Origin of the sequence: Tsukamurella ocularis (assembly GCF_024807615.1) — a bacterium.
Lineage (GTDB): Bacteria > Actinomycetota > Actinomycetes > Mycobacteriales > Mycobacteriaceae > Tsukamurella > Tsukamurella ocularis.
In genome coordinates this window covers 619581-642858 of sequence record NZ_JANUCJ010000002.1, presented here as the reverse complement: position 1 = coordinate 642858, position 23278 = coordinate 619581, and the positions used below count along the sequence as shown (strand labels likewise).

Genomic DNA, 23278 nt, shown 5'->3' with positions numbered 1-23278 from the left:
AGACCCCGCCGGTCGATACTGTGGGGTGTGCACCCTCGACGTCGGCCACAGGCGCGTGCCATCGGTGTGGCGCTCCTCCTGGCGCTCGTCGCCACCGGAGGCTGCACGCAGGCCGTGGACGGCGTCGCAGTGCCAGATCCCGACTGGACGGTGCCGCGCCGGGACGGACCGTGGCGGGAGCAGGTGCTCCCCACGGACTGCCTCCTCACACCGGCGGAGATGTCCGCCCTCACCGGCGTCGCCATCACACAGGTGCAGCCGACGGACCTCCGGCTCACCGACGGGACCTACTCGCACAAGTGCAGCTACTACGGCACACCCACCACAGGGGAGTTGCGGCGGTGGACCTCGCTCATCGCGACCATCAAGGCGGTCACGCCGTCGTTGGGTGGTGAGATCACCGATGAGATGCTCACCCGCATCATCGCTCCCGGATCGACCGTGCTTTCCGGGGTGGGGCGGCGCACCGTCGTCGAGCCCGTCGTCCGCGACGACGATTTCCCCGTGATGCGCGTCGTGACCGACAAATACCTCGTGCACGTGGTGCTCGTGGCGGGCACCATCACTGCGGTTCCCGACCTCGAGGGCTGGCGGCGCGCGGCGACCGCGGTGGTCGCCGCGCTCCCCACCAGCTGACGGGCTATCGGGCCCCCGGCCGGTCCACGAGGTCGGCGAGGGACGCCGGCGCCTGGACGCAGTAGGAGTCGGTGAGGAGTTCGGCGACCTCGTCCCAGTCGGTGTTCTCGTCGACGATGATGCCGACGGTGCTCTCGCCCCAGTTGACGCGGAAGTACGGGTCGCCGAGGTTCTCGAAGGCCGGGACCTCGCCGGGCTCGGCCCGAAAGATGAGGCGGAACTGCTGGTCCTCGCCGCCGAAGACGTGCGCCACCGTCGCGCCGCGGACGCGCCAGCGCGTGCCGACCCAGGCGCGGTCGGCAACGCATTCGGGGAAGGCCTCGAGGATGCCGGCGAGGTGGTCGATCCATTCGTCGGGAACGTCCGGTCGGGTGGTCACCGGGCAAGGGTATCGTCGGGCGCATGCTGAACGTGGGTGTGTTGGGATCCGGCGGCAAGGTCGGCCGCGCAATGGTGGACGCCGTCGAGGCGGCCGACGATCTGGCGCTGAGCGCCACCGTGGACGCGGGGGACATGCTCACCGGCTTCCTCGACTCGAACACCCAGGTGGTGATCGACTTCACCCACCCGGACGCGGTGATGGACAACCTGGAGTTCCTCATCGACAACGGGATTCACGCCGTGGTCGGTACCACCGGCTTCACCGATGACCGGCTTGACACGGTGCGCGGCTGGCTGGCGGAGAAGCCCGGCGTCGGCGTGCTCATCGCCCCGAACTTCGCCATCGGCGCCGTGCTCACGATGCGCTTCGCGGCGCAGGCCGCCCGGTTCTTCGACTCGGTCGAGATCATCGAGCTGCACCACCCCTACAAGGCCGACGCCCCGTCCGGCACCGCCACCCGCACCGCCGAGCTCATCGCCGAGGCGCGCGAGCAGGCCGGCCGCGGCAAGATGCCCGACGCCACATCCGCGGAGTTCGACCGCGCCCGCGGCGCACGCGTCGACGGCGTCCGCGTGCACTCCGTGCGCGTCGCCGGCCTCGTCGCGCACCAGGAGGTGCTGCTCGGCACCCAGGGTGAGACCCTGACCATCCGGCACGACTCGCTGGACCGCAGCTCGTTCGTCCCCGGCGTGCTGCTCGGCGTGCGCGGCATCTCCTCGCGGCCCGGCCTCACCGTGGGCATCGAGCCGTTCATGGACCTGTGAGCCCCGTGGAGCGCCGCGATCGGGGGAACCTGGGCAAGCTGCTGGTCATCGGTTTCCTGTCCGTCGCGATGCTCACGTACATCGGGCTCATCGGCGCGTGGGCGTGGATGATCGCCCGCCGCGGCGGCGGAGCGAATCTGGGCCTGGCCTTCGGCATGGTCCTGGTCGGGCTCGTCGGCCTGTGGATCCTGTGGTCCGTGCTCAGCAATGGCTACGCGCACCAGCGGCTCGCCGCGTCGGCCAAGGCGCTGGGGCGCGACCTCGACATCGCGGACCTGCCCAAGATGCCCTCGGGTCGCGTGCAGCGCGACGCCGCGGACGAGCTGTTCGCCCAGGTCAAGGCCGAGTACGAGGCCGAGCCCGCGTCCTGGGTGAACGCCTATCGCCTCGCCCGTGCCTACGACTACGCGGGCGACCGCTCCCGCGCCCGGGACTGGATGACACGCGCCGTCTCGATGGAGAAGAAGGCCCGCTGATGGCCGTGCTCCTCGTGATCCATCACACGCCGTCTCCGCACTGCCAGGAGATGTTCGAGGCGGTGATCGCGGGAGCCACCGACCCCGAGATCGAGGGCGTCGAGGTCGTGCGGCGCGCTGCGCTCGCCGTGACCGCGTCGGACGTGCTGGCCGCGGACGGCTACGTCCTCGGCTCGCCGGCGAACCTCGGCTACATCTCCGGGGCGCTCAAGCACGCCTTCGACACGATCTACTACCCGTGCCTCGATTCGACCCGCGACCGGCCCTTCGGGCTGTACCTGCATGCGAACGAGGGCGGCGAGGGCGCCGAGCGCGCGGTGGATTCGATCACCGCCGGGCTCGGTTGGGTGAAGGCGACGCCGCACGTCGTCGTGTCGGGCAAGCCGTCGAGGGCGGACCTCGAGGCGTGCTGGAACTTGGGCGCTACGGTCGCTGCGCAGTTGATGTAGCCAGGTCGTCGACGACCCGAGCGGGCGGCACACCGTCGACACCGAACACCGAGCTGACGCCCGACGACTTCCGGTCGACGAGCTGTCGGAGTTCCCCTGGCCGGCGGACGCCGACCTGGCCGTCGGCCATCACGTCGCGTGGGTCAATGCCGAGCTGATGAAGAACCTCGCGGAGATCGGCCAGCAGCGCGTCGCGTGCGCGGCGCTGAACGCAGGCTGGTCCGCGCCGGACGGACGCGGTCGCGCCGCGCCGAAGGTTGTCGGGGCTCCGCTCTAGACTAGGCACGTGATCGCGACGCCCTACGAAGACCTGCTCCGCGACGTGCTGGAGAACGGCACGCACCGGCCCGACCGCACGGGCACCGGGACCCGCAGCGTCTTCGGGCGCCAGCTCCGGTACGACCTGTCGCAGGGCTTCCCGCTCATCACCACCAAGCGGGTACACATGAAGTCCATCGCCTACGAGCTGCTGTGGTTCCTGCGCGGCGACTCGAACGTCAAGTGGCTGCAGGACAACGGCGTCACCATCTGGGACGAGTGGGCGGCGCCGGACGGCGAGCTCGGCCCCGTCTACGGCGTGCAGTGGCGCAGCTGGCCCACCCCGAACGGCGAGCACATCGACCAGATCAGCAAGGCGATCGACACTCTGCGCACCAACCCGTCCAGCCGGCGCAACATCGTCTCCGCGTGGAACGTCGCGGAGATCGAGAACATGGCCCTCCCGCCCTGCCACGCCTTCTTCCAGTTCTACGCGGCGGACGGCAGGCTCAGTTGCCAGCTCTACCAGCGCAGCGCCGACCTGTTCCTCGGCGTCCCGTTCAACATCGCGAGCTACGCGCTGCTCACGCACATGGTGGCCGCGCAGGTGGGCCTCGAGCCCGGCGACTTCGTGTGGACCGGTGGCGACTGCCACATCTACGACAACCACGTCGAGCAGGTCACCGAGCAGCTCAGCCGCGACCCGTATCCGTACCCGCGGCTCGAGCTCGCCGAGCGGCCCAGTGTCTTCGACTACGAATACGGCGACATCACGATCCACGACTACGTGCACCATCCCGCGATCAAGGCTCCGGTGGCGGTCTAGTGATCGGCCTGATCTGGGCGCAGGCCCGCGGGGGAGTGATCGGTGCCGACGGCGGGATCCCGTGGCACATCCCGGAGGACATGAAGTACTTCCGCGAGACCACTGCCGGCGCCACCGTGCTGATGGGCCGTCGCACCTGGGACTCCCTGCCGCCTCGCTTCCGCCCGCTCCCCGGGCGCACGAACATCGTGGTGACGCGGGATCGGGCGTGGCGCGCCGACGGTGCCGTCGTCCAGCACGACCTCGCCGTCCCCGACGGTGACGTGTGGGTGATCGGCGGCGGCGAGATCTACGATGCGGCACTGCCGCTCGCGGACCTGCTCGCAGTGACCGAGGTGGACGCCACCGTCGAGGGCGACACGACGGCACCGTCGATCCCCGAGGACTTCGTCCTGGAGGAGGACGCGGCGTGGCGCGAGTCCTCGTCGGGCCTGCGGTACCGGCACCTGACCTACCGGCGCAACCGCTAGCCAATAGCAACTTTCCGGGACCGGGTGGGTAGCCTTATCGGTTATGAGTGCGACCCCGGCGACCACAACGCCCACCACGCCCTTCGGCGCGATCTCCGTCGCGATGGTGACCCCGTTCAAGGCGGACGGCACGCTGGACCTCGAGGCCGGGCAGAAGCTGGCGTCGCACCTCGCCGACCAGGGATGCGACGGGCTCATCGTCGCGGGCACCACGGGCGAGTCGCCCACCACCCAGCCGTGGGAGAAGATCCAGTTCCTCAAGGCGATCATCGAGGCCGTCGGCGACCGCGTGCAGATCACTGCGGGCGTAGGCACCTACGACACCGACGAGTCCGCCGTCTTCGCGCGCGACGCCGCCGAGGCTGGCGCGCACGGCCTGCTCGTGGTCACCCCGTACTACTCGCGGCCGCCCCAGGCCGGCCTGCTCGCGCACTTCACGACGGTGGCCGACGCCACCGATCTGCCCGTGCTGCTCTACGACATCCCGCCCCGTTCCGTGGTCGCGATCGAGACGGACACACTGCGAAAGCTCGCCGAGCACAAGAACATCGTCGGCGTGAAGGACGCGAAGGGCGACCTGGGCGCCGGCGCCCGGCTCATCGCCGAGACCGACCTGCAATTCCTCTCCGGCGACGATCCGCTGAACCTGCCCTGGCTCTCCGTCGGTGCACTCGGCTTCGTCTCCGTCATCGGGCACGTCGTCGCGCCGCAGCTGCGCGCGATGCGCGACGCCTACTTCGCGGGCGACAACGCCCGCGCCAAGGACATCAACGCCTCCCTCGGGCCCGTCTACGAGGCCATGTCCGGTCTCGGCGGCGTGACCTTCTCGAAGGCGGCACTGGCCCTGCAGGGCCTTGATATGGGTGTACCGCGCCTCCCTCAGGTGCCGCCCACCGGTGAACAGCGCGACCGGCTCGCAGCGCTACTGACCCAAGCGGGGGTGCTCTAAACAATGACCGACGGTGCAGCAGGCGGAGCCCGACGGAGCCGAAAGGCCACCCGGCAGGCGGGACCGCCTGCGGAGCCCAAGCCGGTGATCGCCACCTCGGCGGCGCGGGTCGTGGCCCAGAACAGCGCGACCGCCCCGGCGGTGCAGGCCCCGCCCACGCAAGCTCCGGCAACGACGGCGGCGGCGAAGGCTCCGGCCGCTAAGGCCGAGACGCAGCAGCCGCGGAAGGCCGCGCCGAAGGGCGGCGGCAACCGCCGCGGCGGCGCGGGCCGGCGCGGGGGCGGGCAGAAGGCACCGTCGGCCGCAGTGGAGCGGCTGGGCGCCCCGCCCAAGCTGCCCAAGGGTGGCATGCGCATCGTCGCGCTCGGCGGCATCAAGGAGATCGGTCGCAACATGACCGTCTTCGAGTACGACGGCAAGCTGCTCGTCGTCGACTGCGGCGTGCTCTTCCCCGAGGATCAGCAGCCCGGCGTCGACTTGATCCTCCCGGACTTCCGATACATCGAGGACCGGATCAAGGACGTCGAGGCGATCGTGCTCACGCACGGCCATGAGGACCACATCGGCGCGGTGCCCTTCCTACTGCGCCTGCGGCCCGACATCCCCGTTGTGGGCGCTAAGTTCACGCTCGCGCTGGTCAAGGCCAAGTGCGACGAGCACCGGCTGCGGCCCAAGCTGATAGAGGTCCGCGAGGGCGAATCGACCAGTCACGGGCCGTTCGAGTGCGAGTACTTCGCCGTGAACCACTCGATCCCCGACGCGATCGCCGTCGCGATCCACGCGGGCGGCCAGGTGGCGCTGCACACAGGTGACATCAAGCTCGACCAGCTGCCGCTCGACGGCCGGCTCACCGACCTCGCGGGCTTCTCGCGGCTCGGCGACGCGGGCGTGGACCTGTTCCTCGTGGACTCCACGAACGCCGAGGTCCCCGGCTTCGTGACTCCCGAACGCGAGATCGGGCCGGTGCTCGACAACGTGATCGGGCGGGCCAAGGGCCGCGTCATCGTTGCGTCCTTCGCCTCGCACGTGCACCGCATCCAGCAGATCGCCGAGGTCGCGATGGCCCACAACCGGCGAATCACCTTCGTCGGCCGGTCGATGGTGCGGAACATGGCGCTCGCGCAGGACCTGGGCTACATGCACCTGCCCGAGGGCGTCGAGGTCGACCTCGACACCGCCGCCTCGCTGCCCGACGACCGCGTCGTGCTCATCTCCACCGGATCGCAGGGCGAGCCCCTGGCCGCGCTCTCGCGCATGGCCCGCGGCGAGCACCGCAACATCACCATCTCGCCGAACGACCTCGTCGTGCTCGCCAGCTCGCTCATCCCCGGCAACGAGAACTCGGTGTTCGCGGTGGTCAACGGGCTGTCCAAGCTGGGCGCCAAGGTGATCACGCAGCAGAGCGCCAAGGTCCACGTCTCCGGCCACGCCAGCGCCGGCGAGCTGCTGTACCTCTACAACGCGGTGCGCCCGCGCAACGCAATGCCCGTGCACGGCGAGTGGCGTCACCTGCGTGCCAACGCCGCGCTCGCGGAGGCCACCGGCGTGCCGAAGGACCGCATCATGCTCGCCGAGGACGGCGTGGTGGTGGACCTCGTCGGCGGCGTCGCGAAGATCGTCGGACAGGTGCCCGTCGGCCACGTCTACGTCGACGGCTCGTCCGTCGGCGACGTCGGCGAGTCGACGCTGTCGGACCGCCTCGTCCTCGGCGAAGGCGGCTTCATCGCCATCACTGTCGCGATCGACGAGCGGGGCAACGCCGTCACCAAGCCCGAGGTCTCCGGTCGCGGCTTCTCCGACGATCCGACCGCGCTCAAGGAGGCGGAGCAGATCGTCGAGGACGTGATCGCCGACCTCGCTGCCGAAGGGGTCAAGGAGGCGCACCGCATCGCGCAGGGCGTTCGACGGGCCGTGGGCCGCTGGGTCGACAAGGCCTACCGGCGGCGGCCGATGATCGTCCCCACGGTGATCGTGGTGGGGGAGTAGCGCACATCTTCTGAAGCGTTCTGCGACGTTTCCTAGTGTGGGACATCGCAGAACGCTTCGAAAGATGATGTCAGGGCTGCCGTTCGACCTTCGCGACCTGGGCGTGCAGCGTCTGCCAGAAGGCGTCCGCGTCCGCTGGCGAGCGGTTCGTCCCGCGAGCGGTGACGTTGATCGCGACACCGCGGACGTCGACCCACGCCTGGAGCTCGTCCTTGTCCCGGAAGATGAACGGCCGCAGTCGTGCCAGATCCCGGGGAGCGGCGAGGACGGCCGACCGTTCCGACGGCAAAAGGGTGGCTTCGCAGGTCGGGAAGGTCTCCGTCATCAGTGCGGTCATCGGGCGGTTCAGCACCACCGCCTCGACACGAGTGGACCCGCGTACCGCCCGCGCCTCGGTGACGCGGGCGCCTTCCATCCGCTCGAACATCCGGCTGATGTTCCGGCTACAGGCGGACGGAGAGGGGTCGTCGACGGCTCCAGGGGTTGCTCTGGCGCCGATCGACGTCAGCGTCTCTGTTTCCACCTCGTAGCCGGTGGTGCCCGCGGGGAACTCATGCGCGGCCAGGACGGCCTGCGCAGTGTTCACCGGAGCCGCGTGCGCGATGCCGGGAAGGCCGACGGCGGCGAGGACCGCCACCGTCGACCCGGCGAGGAGGTCGCGCGGGCGCATCAGCGCGCCGTCTCGACCTTCTGGATCTGCGCGCGGAAGACCTGCCAGAAGCGGGCGGTGTTCGCGGGGGTCTCGCTGAGGCCGCCCACGTACACGTCGACGGTGCGACCGGCGACGTCGGCGACGCCCTCGACGGCCTGGATGCGCTCGCCGTCGCGGTAGGTGAGTACGACGGGGTTGTAGCGCGCGAGGTCTCCGGGGACGGGGAGCTCGGCGACGGGGCCGCTGCAGGCCTGGGTCGCGGCCCGCCACACTGAGGCCTGCGGGGGAGCGACGACGGAGGTGAGCATGAGCGAGTAGCCGTTGCGGGCCGTCGCGCTGAAGCCCTGCGCGCCGGCGGAGGCGCGGTTGACCCGCTCGGTGGCCGCGGTGCAGGCCGGCGACGGGTTGTCGCCCGCGGTCAGCTTCGACACCACGGGCTTGCCGGTGCGGTAGTCGTTCGACCCGGCGGGAAACTCGGCCTTCGTGAGGACGAGGTTCAGGCCCACCGGGGCGGCGGAGGCAGCCGGGGCAAGGGCCGTGCCACCAGCTGCGAGAGCGGCGAGGAGGGCAGCGGCCGAGACGCAGCGCGTGCGGCGGGACGTCGTCGTCGAGTTCGCGATCATGCGGTGAAGTATAGGACACTTCGTTTTGATTTCAGTACGAAGTACAGGTGTCCTGGCGTGCGCTGCGGCACCCCGCCGGACGGGTCTAGGGTGGCCCGTGTGAAGCCTGCTCGGAGTGAACGCGCCGCCCTCGTCGAGGCGGCGCGCGCCGCCGGTCCTGACGCCCCGACGCTCTGCGGCGAGTGGACCGTCCGGGAGCTGCTCGCGCACCTCATCCTGCGCGAGGGGCGTCCCGACGCGATGGCGGGCATTCTCGTCCGGCCGCTCGCCGGGTACACGGAGCGGGTGCAGACGCAGATCGCTGCCCGCCCGTTCGGCGCCCTGCTCGACAGCGTTGCGGGCGGCCCGCCCCGACTCTCGCCCCTGCGCCTCGTGGACGAACAGGCGAACCTCGGTGAGTACTTCGTGCACACCGAGGACATCCGGCGGGCCGCGCCGGGATGGACGCCGCGGGTGCTCGACAAACGGGTCGAGCGCGGCCTCCACGACGTCGTCGCGCGGATCGCACGGCTCACGCTGCGGGGCGCTCCGCTGCGGGTCAGCCTTACGACCGAGGAGGGCACCGTCGCCGCTGCGGGGCGCGGGCCCGAGGTCGCGGTGATCGGCGCGATCGGCGAGGTCGCGATGTGGGCGTTCGGCCGTGACGAGGCGTTGGTCACGTTCGAAGGGTCCGACGGCGACATCGATCTGCTCGGTTCGGTGGTGCGTTCGCTCTGACGACCCGCCGTTGGTCCTGCTGTTACATGTGTGGCACTTGATACGGATGGGGTTATTGTCGATAGACTGCCCCCATGGCATCGAAGACCACCACCCGCGCGCGCGGCGGCGCGAGCTCCCGTTCCGGGAGTACCCGCACCAGCCGCGCCGCGAGCCCGACCCGCAGCCGACAGGCCGCGCCGCGCACCCGCGGCAAGCAGGCCGCGGCCCCCAAGGCCGCCTCGGGCGCCGGTGGGGGAGTGGCGCGCGGCCTGGGTGCCGGCTGGAAACTGCTGGCCAAGGGCATCGGTGGCGCCGTGCGCACCGGAAGTCGGTCTGCCGAGGTCGAGCCCGCGCCCGCCGCCACCGGTGAGGTCGTGGTCCCGAAGCCCACGCACTCGCGCGACGGTCTCGCGCTCGCCCTGTTCGCCGTCGCGATCATCCTCGGCGCGGCCCTCTACTTCGACGCAGGCGGGCCCGTCGGCTCGTTCTTCTCGACCGGCGTCCGCGCCGTGGTCGGCTGGTTCGCCGTGCTGGTCCCGCCGCTCGCCATCGCCCTCGGTGTGATCATGATGCGCCGCCCTGACAACCCGTCGGCGCACGTGCGGCATCGCGTCGGCTCCGCCCTCATCGTGCTGCCCTTCCTGGGTCTGTTGCACATCGCGTCCGGCGGACCGTCGACCTTCGACGACCGCGCCGCCGCCGGCGGCTACCTCGGGTACGTCGTCGGCGGGCCGCTCACCGACGGTTTCACGGCGTGGATCTCCGTGCCGCTGCTGGTCCTGGTCGCGCTGTTCGGCCTGCTCCTGGTCAGCGGCATGACGGTGCGGGAGATCGTCGACCGGCTCAAGTTCTACTTCGGCGTCGACATGAGCGAGCAGTACGGCGACGAGGGGCCGCTCGACGACGAGGATCTCGACTCGCCCTTCGCCGACTTCGATTCGGGTCGCGGCGACACCGCGACCCGCGCACTGACGCCCTACGGCGACCCATACGACAACTACCCCGCCGACCCGGAGCCGCCGAAGCGGTCCCGCCGCCGCAAGGCCGCCGAGGCGGAGGAGCCGGCACCGTCGGACCAGGTGACCGCACCGATCACGCCCGAGCCGGCCCCGTCGGACGAGCCGACTGTCGAGGTGCCTCCGGCGCCGAAGCCGCGCCGCGCCGCGGTGGTGAAGGACCACACACCGCCGCCCGCGCCGAAGGCGACCGAGTTCACCGTCGCGCGGACCATCGACAGTGAGGATTACATCCTGCCGCCCGCCGACCTGCTCATCGAGGGAGAGCCGGCCAAGGCGGGGACCAGCGCGAACGACGCCATGATCGACGCGATCACCGGCGTCATGGAGCAGTTCAAGATCGACGCGGCCGTCACCGGTTACACCCGCGGCCCGACGGTCACGCGGTACGAGCTCGAGCTCGGCCCCGGCGTCAAGGTCGAGAAGGTCACCCAGCTGCACCGCAACATCTCCTACGCGGTGGCGACGGACAACGTCCGCCTGCTGGCACCGATCCCCGGCAAGTCGGCCGTGGGCATCGAGGTGCCCAACACCGACCGCGAGATGGTCCGCCTGGCCGACGTGCTGGCCGCCGATAACACGCGCAAGGACACGCATCCGCTGGTCATCGGCCTCGGCAAGGACATCGAGGGCGAGATGGTCAATGCCAACCTCGCCAAGATGCCCCACCTGCTGGTCGCCGGTTCGACGGGCTCCGGCAAGTCGAGCTTCGTGAACTCGATGCTCGTCTCGCTGCTCGCGCGCGCCACGCCCGACGAGGTGCGGATGATCCTCATCGACCCGAAGATGGTCGAGCTGACCCCTTACGAGGGCATCCCGCACCTCATCACGCCCATCATCACCGACCCCAAGAAGGCCGCCGCGGCGCTGTCCTGGTTGGTCGAGGAGATGGAGCAGCGGTACAAGGACATGCAGGCCTCGCGCGTGCGTCACATCGACGACTTCAACCGGAAGGTGAAGTCCGGCGAGATCACCACGCCGCTCGGCAGCGAGCGCGTGTACCGGCCGTACCCGTACATCGTGGCGATCGTCGACGAGCTCGCCGACCTCATGATGACCGCGCCGCGCGATGTCGAGGAGGCGATCGTCCGGATCACGCAGAAGGCCCGCGCCGCCGGCATCCACCTGGTGCTCGCCACGCAGCGGCCGTCCGTGGACGTCGTCACCGGCCTGATCAAGACCAACGTTCCGTCCCGTCTGGCCTTCGCGACCAGCTCGCTGACGGACTCGCGGGTCATCCTCGACCAGCCCGGAGCCGAGAAGCTGATCGGCATGGGCGACGCGCTGTTCCTGCCGATGGGCGGCAAGTCGACCCGCATGCAGGGCGCGTTCATCACCGACGAGGAGATCACCTCCGTCGTCGACTTCGTACGCAACCAGGCCGAGCCGGAGTACGCCAACGGGGTCACCGAGACCAAGGTCGAGAAGAAGGACGTCGACCCCGACATCGGCGACGACCTGGACGTCTTCCTGCAGGCCGTGGAGTTGGTCGTGTCGTCGCAGTTCGGCTCGACCTCGATGCTGCAGCGCAAGCTCCGTGTCGGCTTCGCGAAGGCCGGCCGCCTGATGGATCTCATGGAGACCCGCGACATCGTCGGGCCGTCGGAGGGTTCCAAGGCGCGCGACGTGCTCGTGACGCCCGACGAGCTGCCCGGCCTACTGCTGGTGCTGCGGGGCGGCGACGTCGCTCAGGAAGTGGACGAACCGGACTTCTGATACAGTCCTGCATGCATGTGTGAGGGGAGTATCCCGCTCGCGGCGTGAACGTCAGCACGGTGGATCGATATCCACCCGGGCACGCCGGACCCGCAGTCCGGGTCGGGAGAGACCTCCGGATCTGTACCGGAGGTGTATGCAATGCAGGTTTCCGCCGTCGTCTGGATCGTCTCGATCCTGGTCGTTCTCGGCCTCTTCGTTTTCGACTTCTTCAGTCACGTGCGCACGCCGCACGAACCCTCGCTGAAGGAATCCGGCTTCTGGTCCGCGGTGTACATCAGCATCGCGATCCTCTTCGGCATCGGCGTCTGGGCGGTCTCCGGGCCGCGGTACGGCGGGGAGTTCTTCGCCGGCTTCGTCACCGAGAAGGCCCTCTCCGTCGACAACCTCTTCGTCTTCGTCATCATCATGGCGAAGTTCGCGGTGCCCCGGATCTACCAGCAGAAGGTGCTGCTGATCGGCATCGTCATGGCTCTGGTGATGCGTGCCGGCTTCATCGCCGTGGGTGCCGCCGCGATCTCGACCTACTCCTGGGTGTTCTACATCTTCGGCGCGTTCCTGCTGTACACCGCGATCAAGCTGGTCAAGGAGGCTTCGTCGCCCGAAGGCCCGGTCGAGGACGAGAAGGAGCGCGAGGGCCGCGTCGCCGCGCTGTTCAAGAAGATCGTCCCCACCACCGAGACCTACGATGGTGACAAGCTGATCACCAAGGTCGACGGTAAGAAGGTCGCCACCCCGCTGCTGCTGGCGCTGGTGGTCATCGGGTTCACCGACGTGCTGTTCGCGCTCGATTCGATCCCCGCGATCTACGGTCTCACCCAGGAGCCCTACCTGGTGTTCATGGCGAACGCCTTCGCGCTGATGGGCCTCCGCCAGCTGTACTTCCTCATCGGCGGCCTGCTCGATCGCCTGGTGTACCTGTCGTACGGCCTGTCGATAGTGCTCGGCTTCATCGGCGTGAAGCTGGTGCTGCACGCGCTGCACGAGAACACGTTGCCCTTCATCAACGGTGGCGAGCACCTGGCGGTGCCGGAGATCTCCACCGGCCTGTCGCTGTCGGTCATCCTGGGCGTTCTGGTGATCACCACTGTCGCCTCGCTGATCAAGTCCAAGCGCGACGGTGCCCGGGAGCAGGTGTCGTCGGACGTGCCTTCGGACTCCGACACGAAGTAGTCGGTGCACCGGGCCCCGGTGTCCTGACGCGGTCTGTCCCGACGCCGCACCAGAGCGCGCTGCCGGGGCGCGGCATCAGGACGGCTTGACTCCCACGGCGACGGTGGCCTGCCGCTCATCGTCGATCTCGATGTGCGTGTCGAGGCCGACGGTGCGCAGCGCGGCCACCGTGTACGTGGCTTGCTGGCGCCCTGTCTCGATGAGCACCCGGCCACCGGGACGTAGCCAGAGCGGTGCGTCCATCGCGATCCGGCGGTGCAGGGTCAGGCCGTCCGGTCCTCCGTCCAGAGCTCGGTGCGGCTCGTTGTCACGGGCCTCCGGCGGCATCGTCCGGATCGCTGCGGTGGGCACGTAGGGCGCGTTCGCCGCGATCACGTCGACGGTCCCGCGCAGCACTCCGGGGAGCGGGCTGAACAGGTCGCCGACGAGGACGGTCGCCTCCGGGGCGTTGCGCGCGGCGTACTCGGCGGCGGTGCGATCGATGTCCGCGGCGTAGGTCTTCGCGGCGGCGGCGGTCGCCACGATCGGCCCGGCGCCGCAGCACAGCTCGACGAGGACACCCCCACCATCGGCGAGCTCGGACAGCAGCTCGGTCCGTCGCCGGGGGACGAAGACACCGGGACCGACGATCAGCCGGCGCCCGCGGAACTCGACCCAGCCGAGCAGGTGTTCCAGGGGCTCGCCCGCGCACCGGCGCCGGACAAGAGCTTCCAGGTCGGGCTCGGATGCCGCCGCGTCTTCCAGCAGTTCGGCCTCGCGTTCGGCGAAGGCGCATCCGGCTGCGCGCAGCTCACCGATCACATTCACCGGAAGAGTCAATCACGGTTGGGCGTGATTCACCACACTCACGACACCCCGGTATGTGTTGGTTCACTGTGCGATATCAACAGTCGTCAAGCGGTGAAGGTTGGAGCGCCGCGGCCGGGGGATGAAAATGTGCCGATGTGGGACGAATGACCAGTTCAGAGATGGTGGGAAGGCGGTATCGGCGGCACCTGGGCGCTATGCTGACCCCATGACCTTGGGTTCCGAGAAGACCATCTCCGTCGCGACTTTCCGCCGGTCGGGCGAGAAGGTCGCGACGCCGGTGTGGGTGGTCCCCGTCGATGGAGAGCGCATCGGCTTCTGGACGTCCTCCACGTCAGGGAAGGCCAAGCGGATCCGCAACAACCCGGCCGTGGAGATCACTCCGTGCAACCAGCGTGGTGCGATCGCCGACAGCGCGGCGACGACCGCCGGAACGGCGCAGCTGGTCTCCAGCGGGCCGGAGTTCGATGCCGTGCAGGCCGCAGTGAAGGCGAAGTACGGCTTCCAGGTGCCGATGTCGAAGATGTTCAACGCGATCGGCGCGAGGTTCAAGGGCCGGACGCAGCCGTACGGCGACACCGTCGTGGTGATCACGCCGCAGCCCTGACCGGACCGCTCGTCGCCCGTCGGCGCTACAGGGTGACGAGCATGCGGGTGTTGCCCAGCGTGTTGGGCTTGACGTAGGACAGGTCGAGGAACTCCGCGACGCCCTCGTCGTAGCTGCGACACAATTCGTTGTAGACCTCGGCGCTCACCGGCGTCCCGTCGATCTCCTTGAAACCGTGACGACCGAAGAAGGACGTCTCGAAGGTGAGCACGAAGACCCGGCTCAGTTCCAGCGAGCGCGCCTCGTCGAGCAGGCGGGCGACGATCTTGTGCCCGATGCCGTGACCCTTCACCATCGGGTCCACCGCGAGGGTGCGGATCTCGCCCAGGTCCGACCACAGCACATGCAGCGCGCCGCAGCCGACCGCGACGTCGTCGACCACGTACACCCAGAACTCCTGCACCGACTCGTACAGGGTGACCAGATTCTTCTCCAACAGGATCTTGCCCGCGTAGACGTCGATGAGGCGCTTGATCGCGGGGATGTCGGAGGTCCGGGCGCGGCGCAGCACATCGTCGTGGTCGGCGGTCACGGTAGGAAACTGTAGCGCGCAGAGCCGCCCATTCCGCGTACCGATAGGCTGATCGACGTGAGAGCAACGGACGGCGTGCAGCCCGCAAGCACACCTGTCTCGAACGTCAACGTCGCGAACGGGTTGACGGTGCTCCGGATCGTACTCGTCCCCGTCTTCCTCGCGGCGCTGTTCGCCGAGGGTGGGCACTCGAACACCTGGCGGTGGATCGCCTTCGCGATCTTCGCCGCCGCGATGTTCACGGACCGGGTCGACGGCCAGATCGCGCGCCGCTACGGACTCATCACTGATTTCGGCAAGCTCATGGATCCCATCGCCGACAAGGCGCTCACCGGCGCCGCCTTCGTCGGACTGTCGGTGCTCGGCGACCTTCCGTGGTGGGTGACTCTGATCGTCCTCGCGCGCGAGTTCGGTATCACCGCCTTCCGGTTCGCCGTCATCCGTGACGGCGTGATCCCGGCGAGCCGCGGCGGCAAGCTCAAGACCCTGCTGCAGACAGTCGCCATCGGGCTCTATCTCATGCCGCTGCCGGCGTGGATGGACGTGCCCAGCCAGGTCGTCATGGGTGCGGCTGTGATCGTCACCGTCGCGACCGGCGTCGACTATCTGTTGAGCTGGTGGCGTGGCCGCAGGTGAGGCCGCCCGCCTGGTAGCCGCGCTCGCCGAGCGCGGTGAGACGGTCGCGTCGGCCGAGTCGCTCACCGCAGGCCTCTTCGCCGCTACCGTCGCCGACGTCCCGGGCGCCAGCGCCGTGCTGCGCGGAGGCCTCATCGTCTACGCCACCGACCTCAAGGCGAGCTTGGCCGGCGTCCCGCCGGGAGACCTGGAGCGCAACGGGCCCGTCCATCCCGACACCGCGCGCGCCCTCGCCGACGGTGCGCGGACGCGCTGCGGGGCGGATTGGGGCGTCGGGCTCACCGGCGTCGCCGGCCCTACTGAGCAGGACGGGGTGCCTGTCGGCACCGTCCACCTGGGCATATCCGGCCCGTCGGGCACGTCCGTCACAACGCTTCAGCTCGACGGTGACCGGGCGGACGTCCGCCGGGGTGCCGTTGAGGCGGCCCTGCGAGAGCTCACCGCGCGGGTTTCGGTGAATCGGGAACCTTCCGGGCCCGCCCCGCGTTGACTGGACAGTAACCAAGACGGAGGTGAGCATGGCTCTACTGCTTCGCGAGGCGATCGGCGAGAACCTGCGTAAGACCCGGGTCCGCCAGAGTCGCACGCTGCGAGACGTTTCCTCGGCGGCCCAGGTCAGTCTCGGCTACCTGTCGGAGGTCGAGCGCGGTCAGAAAGAGGCGTCCAGCGAGTTGCTGGCCGCGATCTGCGGCGCGCTCGCCATCGAGGTGGCCGACGTGGTGGCCCAGGCCAGCGTGTCGATGCGCCCGATCCCCACCATGGTGATCCCCGCGCCGGCGCTCGCCGTCGCCTGACCCTGAGAACATCGCTCTGCGGGCTCGGGGATTTCCCCCGAACCCGCCACCAGGGCGGCGCAACAGGGTCGTTTCCCGATAGATTGATAAGCACGAGTCCGGCGGTCGCCGGACGGCCGGACGTGGTTCGGCGTTGGACGTATCGAGGCGGAGGAGAACTGACGATGGCTAACCCGTTCGTCAAGGGGTGGAACTACTTGATGGCGCTGTTCAACTCGAAGATCGACGAGAACGCCGATCCGAAGGTGCAGATCCAGCAGGCTATCGAAGACGCACAGCGCCAGCACCAGGCGCTCTCGCAGCAGGCCGCCGCCGTCATCGGCAACCAGCGTCAGCTCGAGATGAAGCTGAACCGTCAACTCGCCGAGGTGGAGAAGCTGTCGGCGAACACCCGTCAGGCCGTGCAACTCGCCGACCAGGCCAGCGCCGCCGGCGATGTCGCCAAGGCCACCGAGTACACCAACGCCGCCGAGGCCTTCGCCGCCCAGCTGGTGACCGCTGAGCAGAGTGTCGAGGACCTCAAGGGGCTGCACGACCAGTCGCTGCAGGCCGCCGGCCAGGCTAAGCGCGCCGTCGAGCAGAACGCCATGCAGCTGCAGCAGAAGCTCGCCGAGCGCACCAAGCTGCTCAGCCAACTGGAGCAGGCGAAGATGCAGGAGCAGGTCTCCGCGTCGCTCAACCAGATGGGCCAGCTCGCGGCCCCGGGCAACACCCCCAACCTCGACGAGGTCCGCGAGAAGATCGAGCGCCGCTACGCCAACGCCCTCGGCTCCACCGAGCTGGCGCAGAACTCGGTGCAGGGACGCATGATGGAGGTTCAGAACGCCACCGTGCAGATGGCCGGCCATTCGCGGCTCGAGCAGATCCGCGCGTCGATGCAGGCCAGCGGCCAGATCGCCGGTGCCCCCGCGGCCCCGCAGGCCGCCCCCGCGCCGCAGACCCCGCAGCAGGCCCCGAACCCGGGCCTGCAGAACCCCTGAGAACCGACGAGGAACGATGACTGACCAGCGAGGCCGCCACCGCACCGACTTCTCGGCGGTGGCGGCCTCCGCTGGTCGGATGGCCGCTTCCGCGATCAGCGCCGCGTCGACCGCGATGGAGACGGCCGCCCGCGCCGCCGACGAGGCACGCGATAAGGCCGCCCGTCGACGGGATCCCAAGGCCGCCCATCAGCGCTCCATCAAGCAGGCCCGCTACACCGTGAACAGTTGGGCCGCGACCACGTCCACCTCGGCCGTGGTGGCCGTCGGCGGCTTCGCCGCCGCCGCACCCGTCGTCGGTGGGACAGCCACCGCCGTCACCGCACTCATCGCCGTGCCCGCGGGGTACGCCGTCCGCAAACTGCGTCGTCTGCGTCGCACCCCGCCTCCGCCCCGTACCTACGCCCGCCGCGGGGTGCCCGCGCGCTCGTCGGCCCTCCACGACCCGGTGCGCGCGCTGGCCGACGCCGAGCAGGAGTTCCTGGCGCTCATGTCGGTGCTCACCCGCTCCGGCGCGCTGCCTCCCGACGCGCTCAGCGAGCTCGACGACGACGCCGAGACCTCGGCCGACGCCATCATCTCCTACGCCGAGCAGCTCATCGACCTCGAGCGCGTTGTCGCGGGCGGGGGTGGCTCGGCCGCGTACCTGCGCGAGACCTTCGAGGACGGGCTCGACAGCCTCGACGAGGGCGTCGAGGCCTACCGCGAGATGGTCCGCTCCGCCGCGACGACGGTGGCCGCCGCGCGCCGGTCCCTCGGCTCGCCGGCCCGGTTCGACGAACTCAGCACCGCGACGCCCCGCCTGCAGGAGACCGCCGAGCGGCTGCGCGCCTGGGCCTACGGCATTGCGGCGCTGCCGCCGGTGCCGGATCCCCAGACCTGGTGATCCGCTCTCGGGGTTAACCCCCAAATCTCCCTGAAACCGCAGTTCAGAGAGTGACTTTCGCGTTCCGAAGGGGGCAGTATGGACGACGAAGGACTCATCGAAAACCCTCTGAAAGGTGCACCGCAATGTTCTGGAAGATCCTCGGCGCCATCGTCGCCATCTGGCTCGTACTGATGGTGGCCTCGGCGATCATCAAGTCGCTGTTCCCGCTCGCCATCATCGCGCTGGTGATCATCGGTATCGTCTCGGTGGTCAAGTGGTTGGGCTCGGGGAAGAAGACCCCGACCACGTTCTAGCGGGCCGCCCCGCGTACGCCCTCGGGCGTGCCGACGGCTCACGAAGGAGTGCGGGTGCGCGTTGCGATCGTCGCGGGATCCGAGGCCGGGCACGCACTGCCCGGCCTCGCTCTTGCGCTCCGCCTGATCGGCGCCGGGCACGAGCCCGTCGTCTTCACCGGACGGCAGTGGGGCGGGGTCGGCGCGCGCTACGGCGTCGACACGCGCGAGCTGCCGGGCCTGGCCGCCCGGCCGGGGGACGACGACGGCGACGCCGGGTCCAAGATCCACGGTCGCGCCGCGTACATCGCCACGCAGGTCCTCCCCGGCATCGAGGCTTTCCGTGCTGACCTCGTGGTCGCCGACATCCTCACCCCCGGCGGCGGGATGGCCGCAGAGCTGCTGGACGTGCCGTGGCTGGAGCTCAGCCCGCACCCCCTGTACCTGCCCTCCAAGGGGCTGCCGCCGATCGGCTCCGGGTTGGCCCCGGCACAGACGCCGCGCGAACTGCTCCGCGACGTCGTCCTCCGCGCCTTCACCGAGCGCGACCTGCGCAACGGCCGCCGTCAGCGCGAGGCCGCCCGCGCGGGCATCGGCCTCCCGCCCCGCGACGGCGGGCCCGCCGGAAGGCTCGTCGCCACCATCCCCGCATTGGAGCTGCCCCGGCCCGACTGGCCGGCGCGCACGCACCTCGTCGGGCCCCTCACGCTGGAGCCGACGGATGATCCGTGCCCCGTCCCCGACGGTGCCGGTCCGCTTGTCATGGTGGCCCCATCGACTGCGGCGACGGGGGAGCAGAACCTCGCCGAGGTCGCCGTCGACGGCCTCCGCGGCGCCGACGTGCGCCTCGCGGTGAGTGGGCTGAACCCGCCCGCCTTCGACGAGCCGTGGGTCGCCAGCGGTTTCGGCCGCCAGGACGACCTGGTCGCGCGGGCCGACGCCGTGGTCTGCGGCAGCGGGCACGGCATGCTCACCAAGGCGCTCACCGCCGGGAGGCCGGTCGTCGTCGTCCCCGGCGGCGGCGACCAGTGGGAACTCGCCAACCGCGTCGCACGCCAGGGGAGCGGCGTGCTTGTGCGGCCCGCGACCGCCGGGGCGATCCGCGACGGCGTGCGCCGGGTCCTCGACGATCCCTCGTTCGCCCGGGCCGCCCGCGTCGCCGCCGACGGGGCCCACCGGGTCGCCGACCCCGTGCTGGTGTGCGAGGCCTATCGGTAACCTGGTCCAGTGCGCCTGACTGATTTTCGCGAACTGCTCTACGCCGAGTTCGGTGCCCTCCGCGGCGACACCCTGATGCGAGACCATCGGCTCAGCGCCTTCGGCGCGACCGGCGATCAGGCCATCGAATCCGGCGTGGATCCGAAGGACGTCTGGCGCGAGCTATGTTCCGAGTTCGACGTCCCCCGGTCCCGCTGGTAGCCGACCTCGCGTCGGGCGCGTGCCCTCTGTCCCGACCCCGACGTCCCCGGTCCCGCTGGTAGCCGACCTCGCGTCGGGCGGTGCCCTCTGTCCCGACCCCGACGTCCCCGGTCCCGCTGGTAGCTACTCCTGGGGCGTCGGCCCCGGCGTCCACAGCCCGGACCGTGTGACCTCGGACCGGCCCAGCTGCGCCGCCGGCGCATCGACGTAGGGCACGTAGCGCTCAAGCGCGCCCCACTCCCGGCCCCAGTCGTGGTTCAGGTACGTCGGCACCGTCTGCGCCTTGGCGAGCAGCAGCGCCCAGCCCAGCGGCCCGCCTGCGTCTCCGCCCTGCCACGTGGTGGTCGCCGCGGCCGCGAGGTCGCGCTCGGGCAGGATCCGCCACCGCGGCTGCTCCGCCACGCCGCCGTTCTCGCGCCACTGCCGCTGGCACGGGAAGCCGATCCCGGCGCCCCAGTCGACCAGCGTCGGATCGTCGCCGAGCAACTCCTGCAGGGTCTCCAGCTTCGGTGCGCGCGGCGGCGTATAGGCCACCCAGGTGCTTTCCGACGGTGCCGTGATCGTCGCGCGCACGCGCACCGCGGTCGAGCCCGCGGGCACCGTCTCGGCGGGGACGCGAAGGTTGCGCCACGCGGGGAGCGGACCGATGTCGATCGGCGTCACGACGCCGTTCGGGGTGATCGTGCCGGTCTCGGAACCGAACTCGAGCTGCACATCGCCGGGGTTGAACCGGCCGGCGACGCTGATCGTCAGCAGCCGGTCGATCCCGCCGGCCGGCAGCGCGTACCAGCTGGACACCGCGCGGGCCGAGCGCTGCGGCCCGGTCTGCCGGCTGCCGACCACCGGCACGCGCGCCGGGTCGAGCCCGAAGGGCAGGGCCGCGGTCGAGCCGTTGACGCCGGGCGCATCCAGCGTGCCGCCGCCGGTGCCGCCCGTGTTCGACGGGGTGTTGTCGGCGTCGCCGGTGCGCACGAGGTCCGCGGCGCCCCGCGACGACGAGGAGAGGCTGCCCGCGATGCCGTTCGGCGTGAAGTTCGCGTTGACCTCCCCGACGAGCGGATCGGGCGCGTTGCCGATTGGTGTGAGGACGCCCGCGGTGGCGTCACGCTCGACGAGCACCTCGTCGGCCATGCCGCACGGGTTGCCGGCGAGCGAGCGCAGGTTCTGCTGACCGTAGGAGTAGGCCGGTCGCTGGATCATGATCGACGCGACGTTGGTGGCGCCGATCATCGCGATGATCAAGGTGGCGACCAGGGTGATCGGCGTCGCGAAACCGGGGAGGCGCCCCGAGACGTCGGGGAGCCGCGGTGTCCATCCCGTCACGTGCACGACGAGCGCCGCGAGCAGCAGAACGACCGTGGCCGCGCCGAAGACGTTCGCGATCTTGATCCCGGCGACGGCCGGCTCGGCGCCGCCCCAGGGGATGCCGAAGTTGCCCGGGTAGAACCATCCGTTGGTGGTCTCGAAGGCCAGCGTCGCGCACCCCGCGACGGCCGCGAGGGCGAGGAGCCGGAACTGGGGGCGCCGGATGGTGCGCGGCCCGACCGCGACTACGGCGATCGCCGCGACCATCGCGCCCAGCGTGGCGAAGGCGCCGAAGTGATGGGTCCACTTGGTGGGGTTGAAGGCCATGACCAGTAGCGAGACGCCGATGGCGGCCACCACACGGCGGGCCGGTCCGGTCGCGATGCCCGGGATGCGGCGCCGCCACAGCAGCAGCGCGACGACGATCGCGGAGCCCAGGAACAGGGCGAGCATGGCGAACCGTCGGGCGACCGAGCCGTTGGGGTTCTGCTGGAACAGGGCCTCGTACCGGATGATCTCGCGGTGCCAGGGCTCGCTCGGCCCGACGTCGCCGAGCAGCGTGGTGGATTGCAGCATCTCGACGAGGCCGTGGTCGGCGAAGACGAGGAAGAGCACCGACGCGCCGGCGGCGCCCAGCGTCAGCAGCGTCGCCGCGTAGCCGTTCGCCTTCACGTGCGCCACGACGGCCCGCCACAGCGGTGCCGCCGCGACGAGGAAGACGACGAACGCGAAGCTGCCCGTCGGGGCAGCGGAGACGGTGAGGCCGGCCACGACCAGGCCGACGCCCGCGGGCGCGAGGCGGCGCGTGGCGACGGAACGTTCGACGAGGCACCAGGTGACGACGGTGCCGACCGCGACGATCGGCTCCGGGCGCAGGCCGGGGTTGTACGTGAGCCAGAACAGCGTGAAGACGGCCGCCATCGCCCACAAGGCTCGCGAGTAATCGCGCGGCGCGCGCCGCTTGCTCAGACCGAGGCGCGGCAGCACCTCGCGGGAGAGCAGGAACCACGCCAGGATCCCCGACAGCAGCGCGGGCAGGCGCAGCCACGGGCTCGAGACGCTGAGATCCGCCATCCACGAGACCACGTAGAAGGGCATGCCGAACGGGGCGTAGGGCGCGTCGTAGTAGCGGAACACCTCGGGCATGTAGCCCGAGTGCGGCGCGGCCTTGATCATCCCGAGGATGTAGCCGTCGTCCGAGGTCGGCGCCCCGACGATGTGCCAGACGAGGAGGCTGCCGATCACCGCGACGTCGGCGAGGCGCACGTGTAGCCAGCTTCGGGGGAGCAGACGTCCCCGGCGCCGCCCGTCGGCGCGGTCGAGCAGCGCCAGCGCGACCAGCGAGATCAGCACGCACGCCACGCCGACGAGGATCGCGATGCCCTTGAGCGCCGACGGGGACGAGGTGTACCGCGAGTCGACAGAGATGGTCATCTTCGGCGTCGGGCCCTGCAGGTTCGCCGGCAGATCGGAGAAGACGCCCACCACCTGGGGCCGGAGGTCGCCGCGGACGTCGCCCTGGCCGGAGATGCCGGTGGCCGCGGCGAAGGCGTGATCGGCGTCGATCGAGATCCGCAGCTCGCCGCACCGTGCCAGGTCGGCGCGCGGCACGTGGTGCACCAGCGCGCCTCGCGAGCGGACCGTCAGGGCCTCGCCGTCGACGGTGACGTACAGCCCGGCCGTGCGCGCCCGGTCCCCGGCGGGCGGCGGCGTCGTGGCCGCGAGCACCGTCTGCTTGTCCGATGGTGCCGTCGCTGCGAGTGTGCAGGGGATCGTCGCGTCCACCTCGAGCGGCTTGTACATGGTGAGCGGCGCGGTGACCGGTGCGAGCGATCCGGACTGCGGCCAGTCGATCGTGACCGCGGTCTGCTTGATCGGCAGCAGGGGCGTCGCGATCGCGAGCACCAGGCCGATCAGGCCGGCCACGACGGCGGCGATCCGGGCGATTCGGAGGTTCACGAT

Annotated in this window: 26 protein-coding genes; 20 read left to right on the top strand and 6 right to left on the bottom strand. The window is 70.4% G+C overall.

Features of this window, described 5'->3' with window-relative positions; translation table 11 throughout:
• Positions 1-66: 66 nt before the first annotated feature.
• Complete coding sequence (locus tag HNP44_RS09175) at positions 67-636, top strand: hypothetical protein (RefSeq protein WP_259140026.1); 570 nt, start codon at positions 67-69, stop codon at positions 634-636.
• 4 nt (positions 637-640) lie between these two features.
• Here HNP44_RS09175 and HNP44_RS09170 read toward each other — a convergent pair whose 3' ends face one another.
• Positions 641-1015: an MmcQ/YjbR family DNA-binding protein gene (locus HNP44_RS09170; protein ID WP_259140027.1), complete on the bottom strand. Its 375-nt coding sequence runs from the start codon at positions 1013-1015 to the stop codon at positions 641-643.
• Positions 1016-1038: 23 nt separating this feature from the next.
• Between HNP44_RS09170 and dapB the strand changes: the two genes are divergently transcribed.
• From dapB to HNP44_RS09135, 7 genes are all read left to right on the top strand, one after another.
• Positions 1039-1782 carry a 4-hydroxy-tetrahydrodipicolinate reductase gene (dapB, locus tag HNP44_RS09165; protein ID WP_224650585.1) on the top strand — a complete coding sequence of 248 codons (744 nt, stop codon included), beginning with the start codon at positions 1039-1041 and terminating at the stop codon, positions 1780-1782.
• Entirely contained in the window at positions 1779-2258 is a 480-nt protein-coding gene (locus tag HNP44_RS09160; protein ID WP_259140028.1) for a hypothetical protein, read from the top strand. The genes dapB and HNP44_RS09160 overlap by 4 nt, the downstream gene beginning before the upstream one ends.
• A complete protein-coding gene (locus HNP44_RS09155) occupies positions 2258-2707 on the top strand; it encodes a flavodoxin family protein (protein ID WP_259140031.1) in 450 nt (149 codons plus the stop codon). Before HNP44_RS09160 ends, HNP44_RS09155 begins: the two co-directional genes overlap by 1 nt.
• Before the next feature lie 286 nt (positions 2708-2993).
• On the top strand, positions 2994-3791 hold the full coding sequence (locus tag HNP44_RS09150; RefSeq protein ID WP_259140034.1) for a thymidylate synthase: 798 nt from the start codon (positions 2994-2996) through the stop codon (positions 3789-3791).
• Entirely contained in the window at positions 3791-4261 is a 471-nt protein-coding gene (locus HNP44_RS09145) for a dihydrofolate reductase (protein WP_259140035.1), read from the top strand. Before HNP44_RS09150 ends, HNP44_RS09145 begins: the two co-directional genes overlap by 1 nt.
• A 43-nt stretch (positions 4262-4304) precedes the next feature.
• A complete protein-coding gene (dapA, locus tag HNP44_RS09140) occupies positions 4305-5210 on the top strand; it encodes a 4-hydroxy-tetrahydrodipicolinate synthase (RefSeq protein WP_259140036.1) in 906 nt (301 codons plus the stop codon).
• A 3-nt stretch (positions 5211-5213) separates the two neighbouring features.
• Positions 5214-7196: a ribonuclease J gene (locus HNP44_RS09135; RefSeq protein WP_310437667.1), complete on the top strand. Its 1983-nt coding sequence runs from the start codon at positions 5214-5216 to the stop codon at positions 7194-7196.
• 70 nt (positions 7197-7266) lie between these two features.
• Here HNP44_RS09135 and HNP44_RS09130 read toward each other — a convergent pair whose 3' ends face one another.
• Together HNP44_RS09130 and HNP44_RS09125 are read right to left on the bottom strand one after the other, a co-directional pair.
• The gene (locus HNP44_RS09130) at positions 7267-7833 is read right to left on the bottom strand and encodes a hypothetical protein (RefSeq protein ID WP_259140037.1); all 567 of its coding nucleotides are present in this window, start codon (positions 7831-7833) and stop codon (positions 7267-7269) included.
• A 32-nt stretch (positions 7834-7865) separates the two neighbouring features.
• Positions 7866-8471, bottom strand: a complete 606-nt coding sequence (locus HNP44_RS09125; RefSeq protein ID WP_259140038.1) for a hypothetical protein — start codon at positions 8469-8471, stop codon at positions 7866-7868.
• Positions 8472-8570: 99 nt separating this feature from the next.
• Here HNP44_RS09125 and HNP44_RS09120 point away from each other — a divergent pair, with 99 nt between their 5' ends.
• The 3 genes from HNP44_RS09120 (at position 8571) to HNP44_RS09110 (ending at position 13075) form a co-directional block, all read left to right on the top strand.
• Positions 8571-9188, top strand: coding sequence for a TIGR03085 family metal-binding protein (locus tag HNP44_RS09120; RefSeq protein WP_259140039.1), 618 nt, complete (start codon positions 8571-8573; stop codon positions 9186-9188).
• Between the two features lie 74 nt (positions 9189-9262).
• On the top strand, positions 9263-11902 hold the full coding sequence (locus HNP44_RS09115) for a DNA translocase FtsK 4TM domain-containing protein (protein ID WP_259140041.1): 2640 nt from the start codon (positions 9263-9265) through the stop codon (positions 11900-11902).
• Positions 11903-12043: 141 nt separating this feature from the next.
• The gene (locus HNP44_RS09110; protein ID WP_259140044.1) at positions 12044-13075 is read left to right on the top strand and encodes a TerC family protein; all 1032 of its coding nucleotides are present in this window, start codon (positions 12044-12046) and stop codon (positions 13073-13075) included.
• 75 nt (positions 13076-13150) lie between these two features.
• On the opposite strand, the gene HNP44_RS09105 is transcribed toward HNP44_RS09110, so the two are convergent.
• The gene (locus tag HNP44_RS09105) at positions 13151-13882 is read right to left on the bottom strand and encodes a putative protein N(5)-glutamine methyltransferase (RefSeq protein WP_259140045.1); all 732 of its coding nucleotides are present in this window, start codon (positions 13880-13882) and stop codon (positions 13151-13153) included.
• A gap of 208 nt (positions 13883-14090) precedes the next feature.
• On the opposite strand from HNP44_RS09105, the gene HNP44_RS09100 reads away from it, so the two are divergent.
• Positions 14091-14489, top strand: a complete 399-nt coding sequence (locus HNP44_RS09100; RefSeq protein WP_259140047.1) for a PPOX class F420-dependent oxidoreductase — start codon at positions 14091-14093, stop codon at positions 14487-14489.
• Between the two features lie 25 nt (positions 14490-14514).
• Here HNP44_RS09100 and HNP44_RS09095 read toward each other — a convergent pair whose 3' ends face one another.
• Positions 14515-15021, bottom strand: coding sequence for an amino-acid N-acetyltransferase (locus tag HNP44_RS09095; protein ID WP_259140048.1), 507 nt, complete (start codon positions 15019-15021; stop codon positions 14515-14517).
• Between the two features lie 57 nt (positions 15022-15078).
• Between HNP44_RS09095 and pgsA the strand changes: the two genes are divergently transcribed.
• From pgsA to HNP44_RS09055, 8 genes are all read left to right on the top strand, one after another.
• Positions 15079-15657 (top strand): CDP-diacylglycerol--glycerol-3-phosphate 3-phosphatidyltransferase, encoded by a 579-nt coding sequence (gene pgsA / locus HNP44_RS09090; protein WP_259140049.1) that lies wholly within the window; start codon positions 15079-15081, stop codon positions 15655-15657.
• Complete coding sequence (locus HNP44_RS09085; RefSeq protein WP_259140050.1) at positions 15644-16147, top strand: CinA family protein; 504 nt, start codon at positions 15644-15646, stop codon at positions 16145-16147. Before pgsA ends, HNP44_RS09085 begins: the two co-directional genes overlap by 14 nt.
• 28 nt (positions 16148-16175) lie before the next feature.
• Positions 16176-16451: a helix-turn-helix domain-containing protein gene (locus HNP44_RS09080; protein WP_259140051.1), complete on the top strand. Its 276-nt coding sequence runs from the start codon at positions 16176-16178 to the stop codon at positions 16449-16451.
• 164 nt (positions 16452-16615) lie between these two features.
• Entirely contained in the window at positions 16616-17431 is an 816-nt protein-coding gene (locus HNP44_RS09075; protein ID WP_259140054.1) for a PspA/IM30 family protein, read from the top strand.
• Between the two features lie 16 nt (positions 17432-17447).
• Positions 17448-18317, top strand: a complete 870-nt coding sequence (gene pspM, locus HNP44_RS09070; RefSeq protein ID WP_259140057.1) for a phage shock envelope stress response protein PspM — start codon at positions 17448-17450, stop codon at positions 18315-18317.
• A 125-nt stretch (positions 18318-18442) separates the two neighbouring features.
• Positions 18443-18613, top strand: a complete 171-nt coding sequence (locus HNP44_RS09065) for a hypothetical protein (RefSeq protein ID WP_224651663.1) — start codon at positions 18443-18445, stop codon at positions 18611-18613.
• A gap of 54 nt (positions 18614-18667) precedes the next feature.
• Positions 18668-19810: a glycosyltransferase gene (locus HNP44_RS09060; RefSeq protein WP_259140060.1), complete on the top strand. Its 1143-nt coding sequence runs from the start codon at positions 18668-18670 to the stop codon at positions 19808-19810.
• A gap of 9 nt (positions 19811-19819) precedes the next feature.
• Positions 19820-20011 carry a DUF3046 domain-containing protein gene (locus tag HNP44_RS09055; protein ID WP_224651659.1) on the top strand — a complete coding sequence of 64 codons (192 nt, stop codon included), beginning with the start codon at positions 19820-19822 and terminating at the stop codon, positions 20009-20011.
• A gap of 123 nt (positions 20012-20134) precedes the next feature.
• Here HNP44_RS09055 and HNP44_RS09050 read toward each other — a convergent pair whose 3' ends face one another.
• A complete protein-coding gene (locus HNP44_RS09050; RefSeq protein ID WP_259140065.1) occupies positions 20135-23275 on the bottom strand; it encodes an arabinosyltransferase domain-containing protein in 3141 nt (1046 codons plus the stop codon).
• Between the last annotated feature and the right edge of the window lie 3 nt (positions 23276-23278).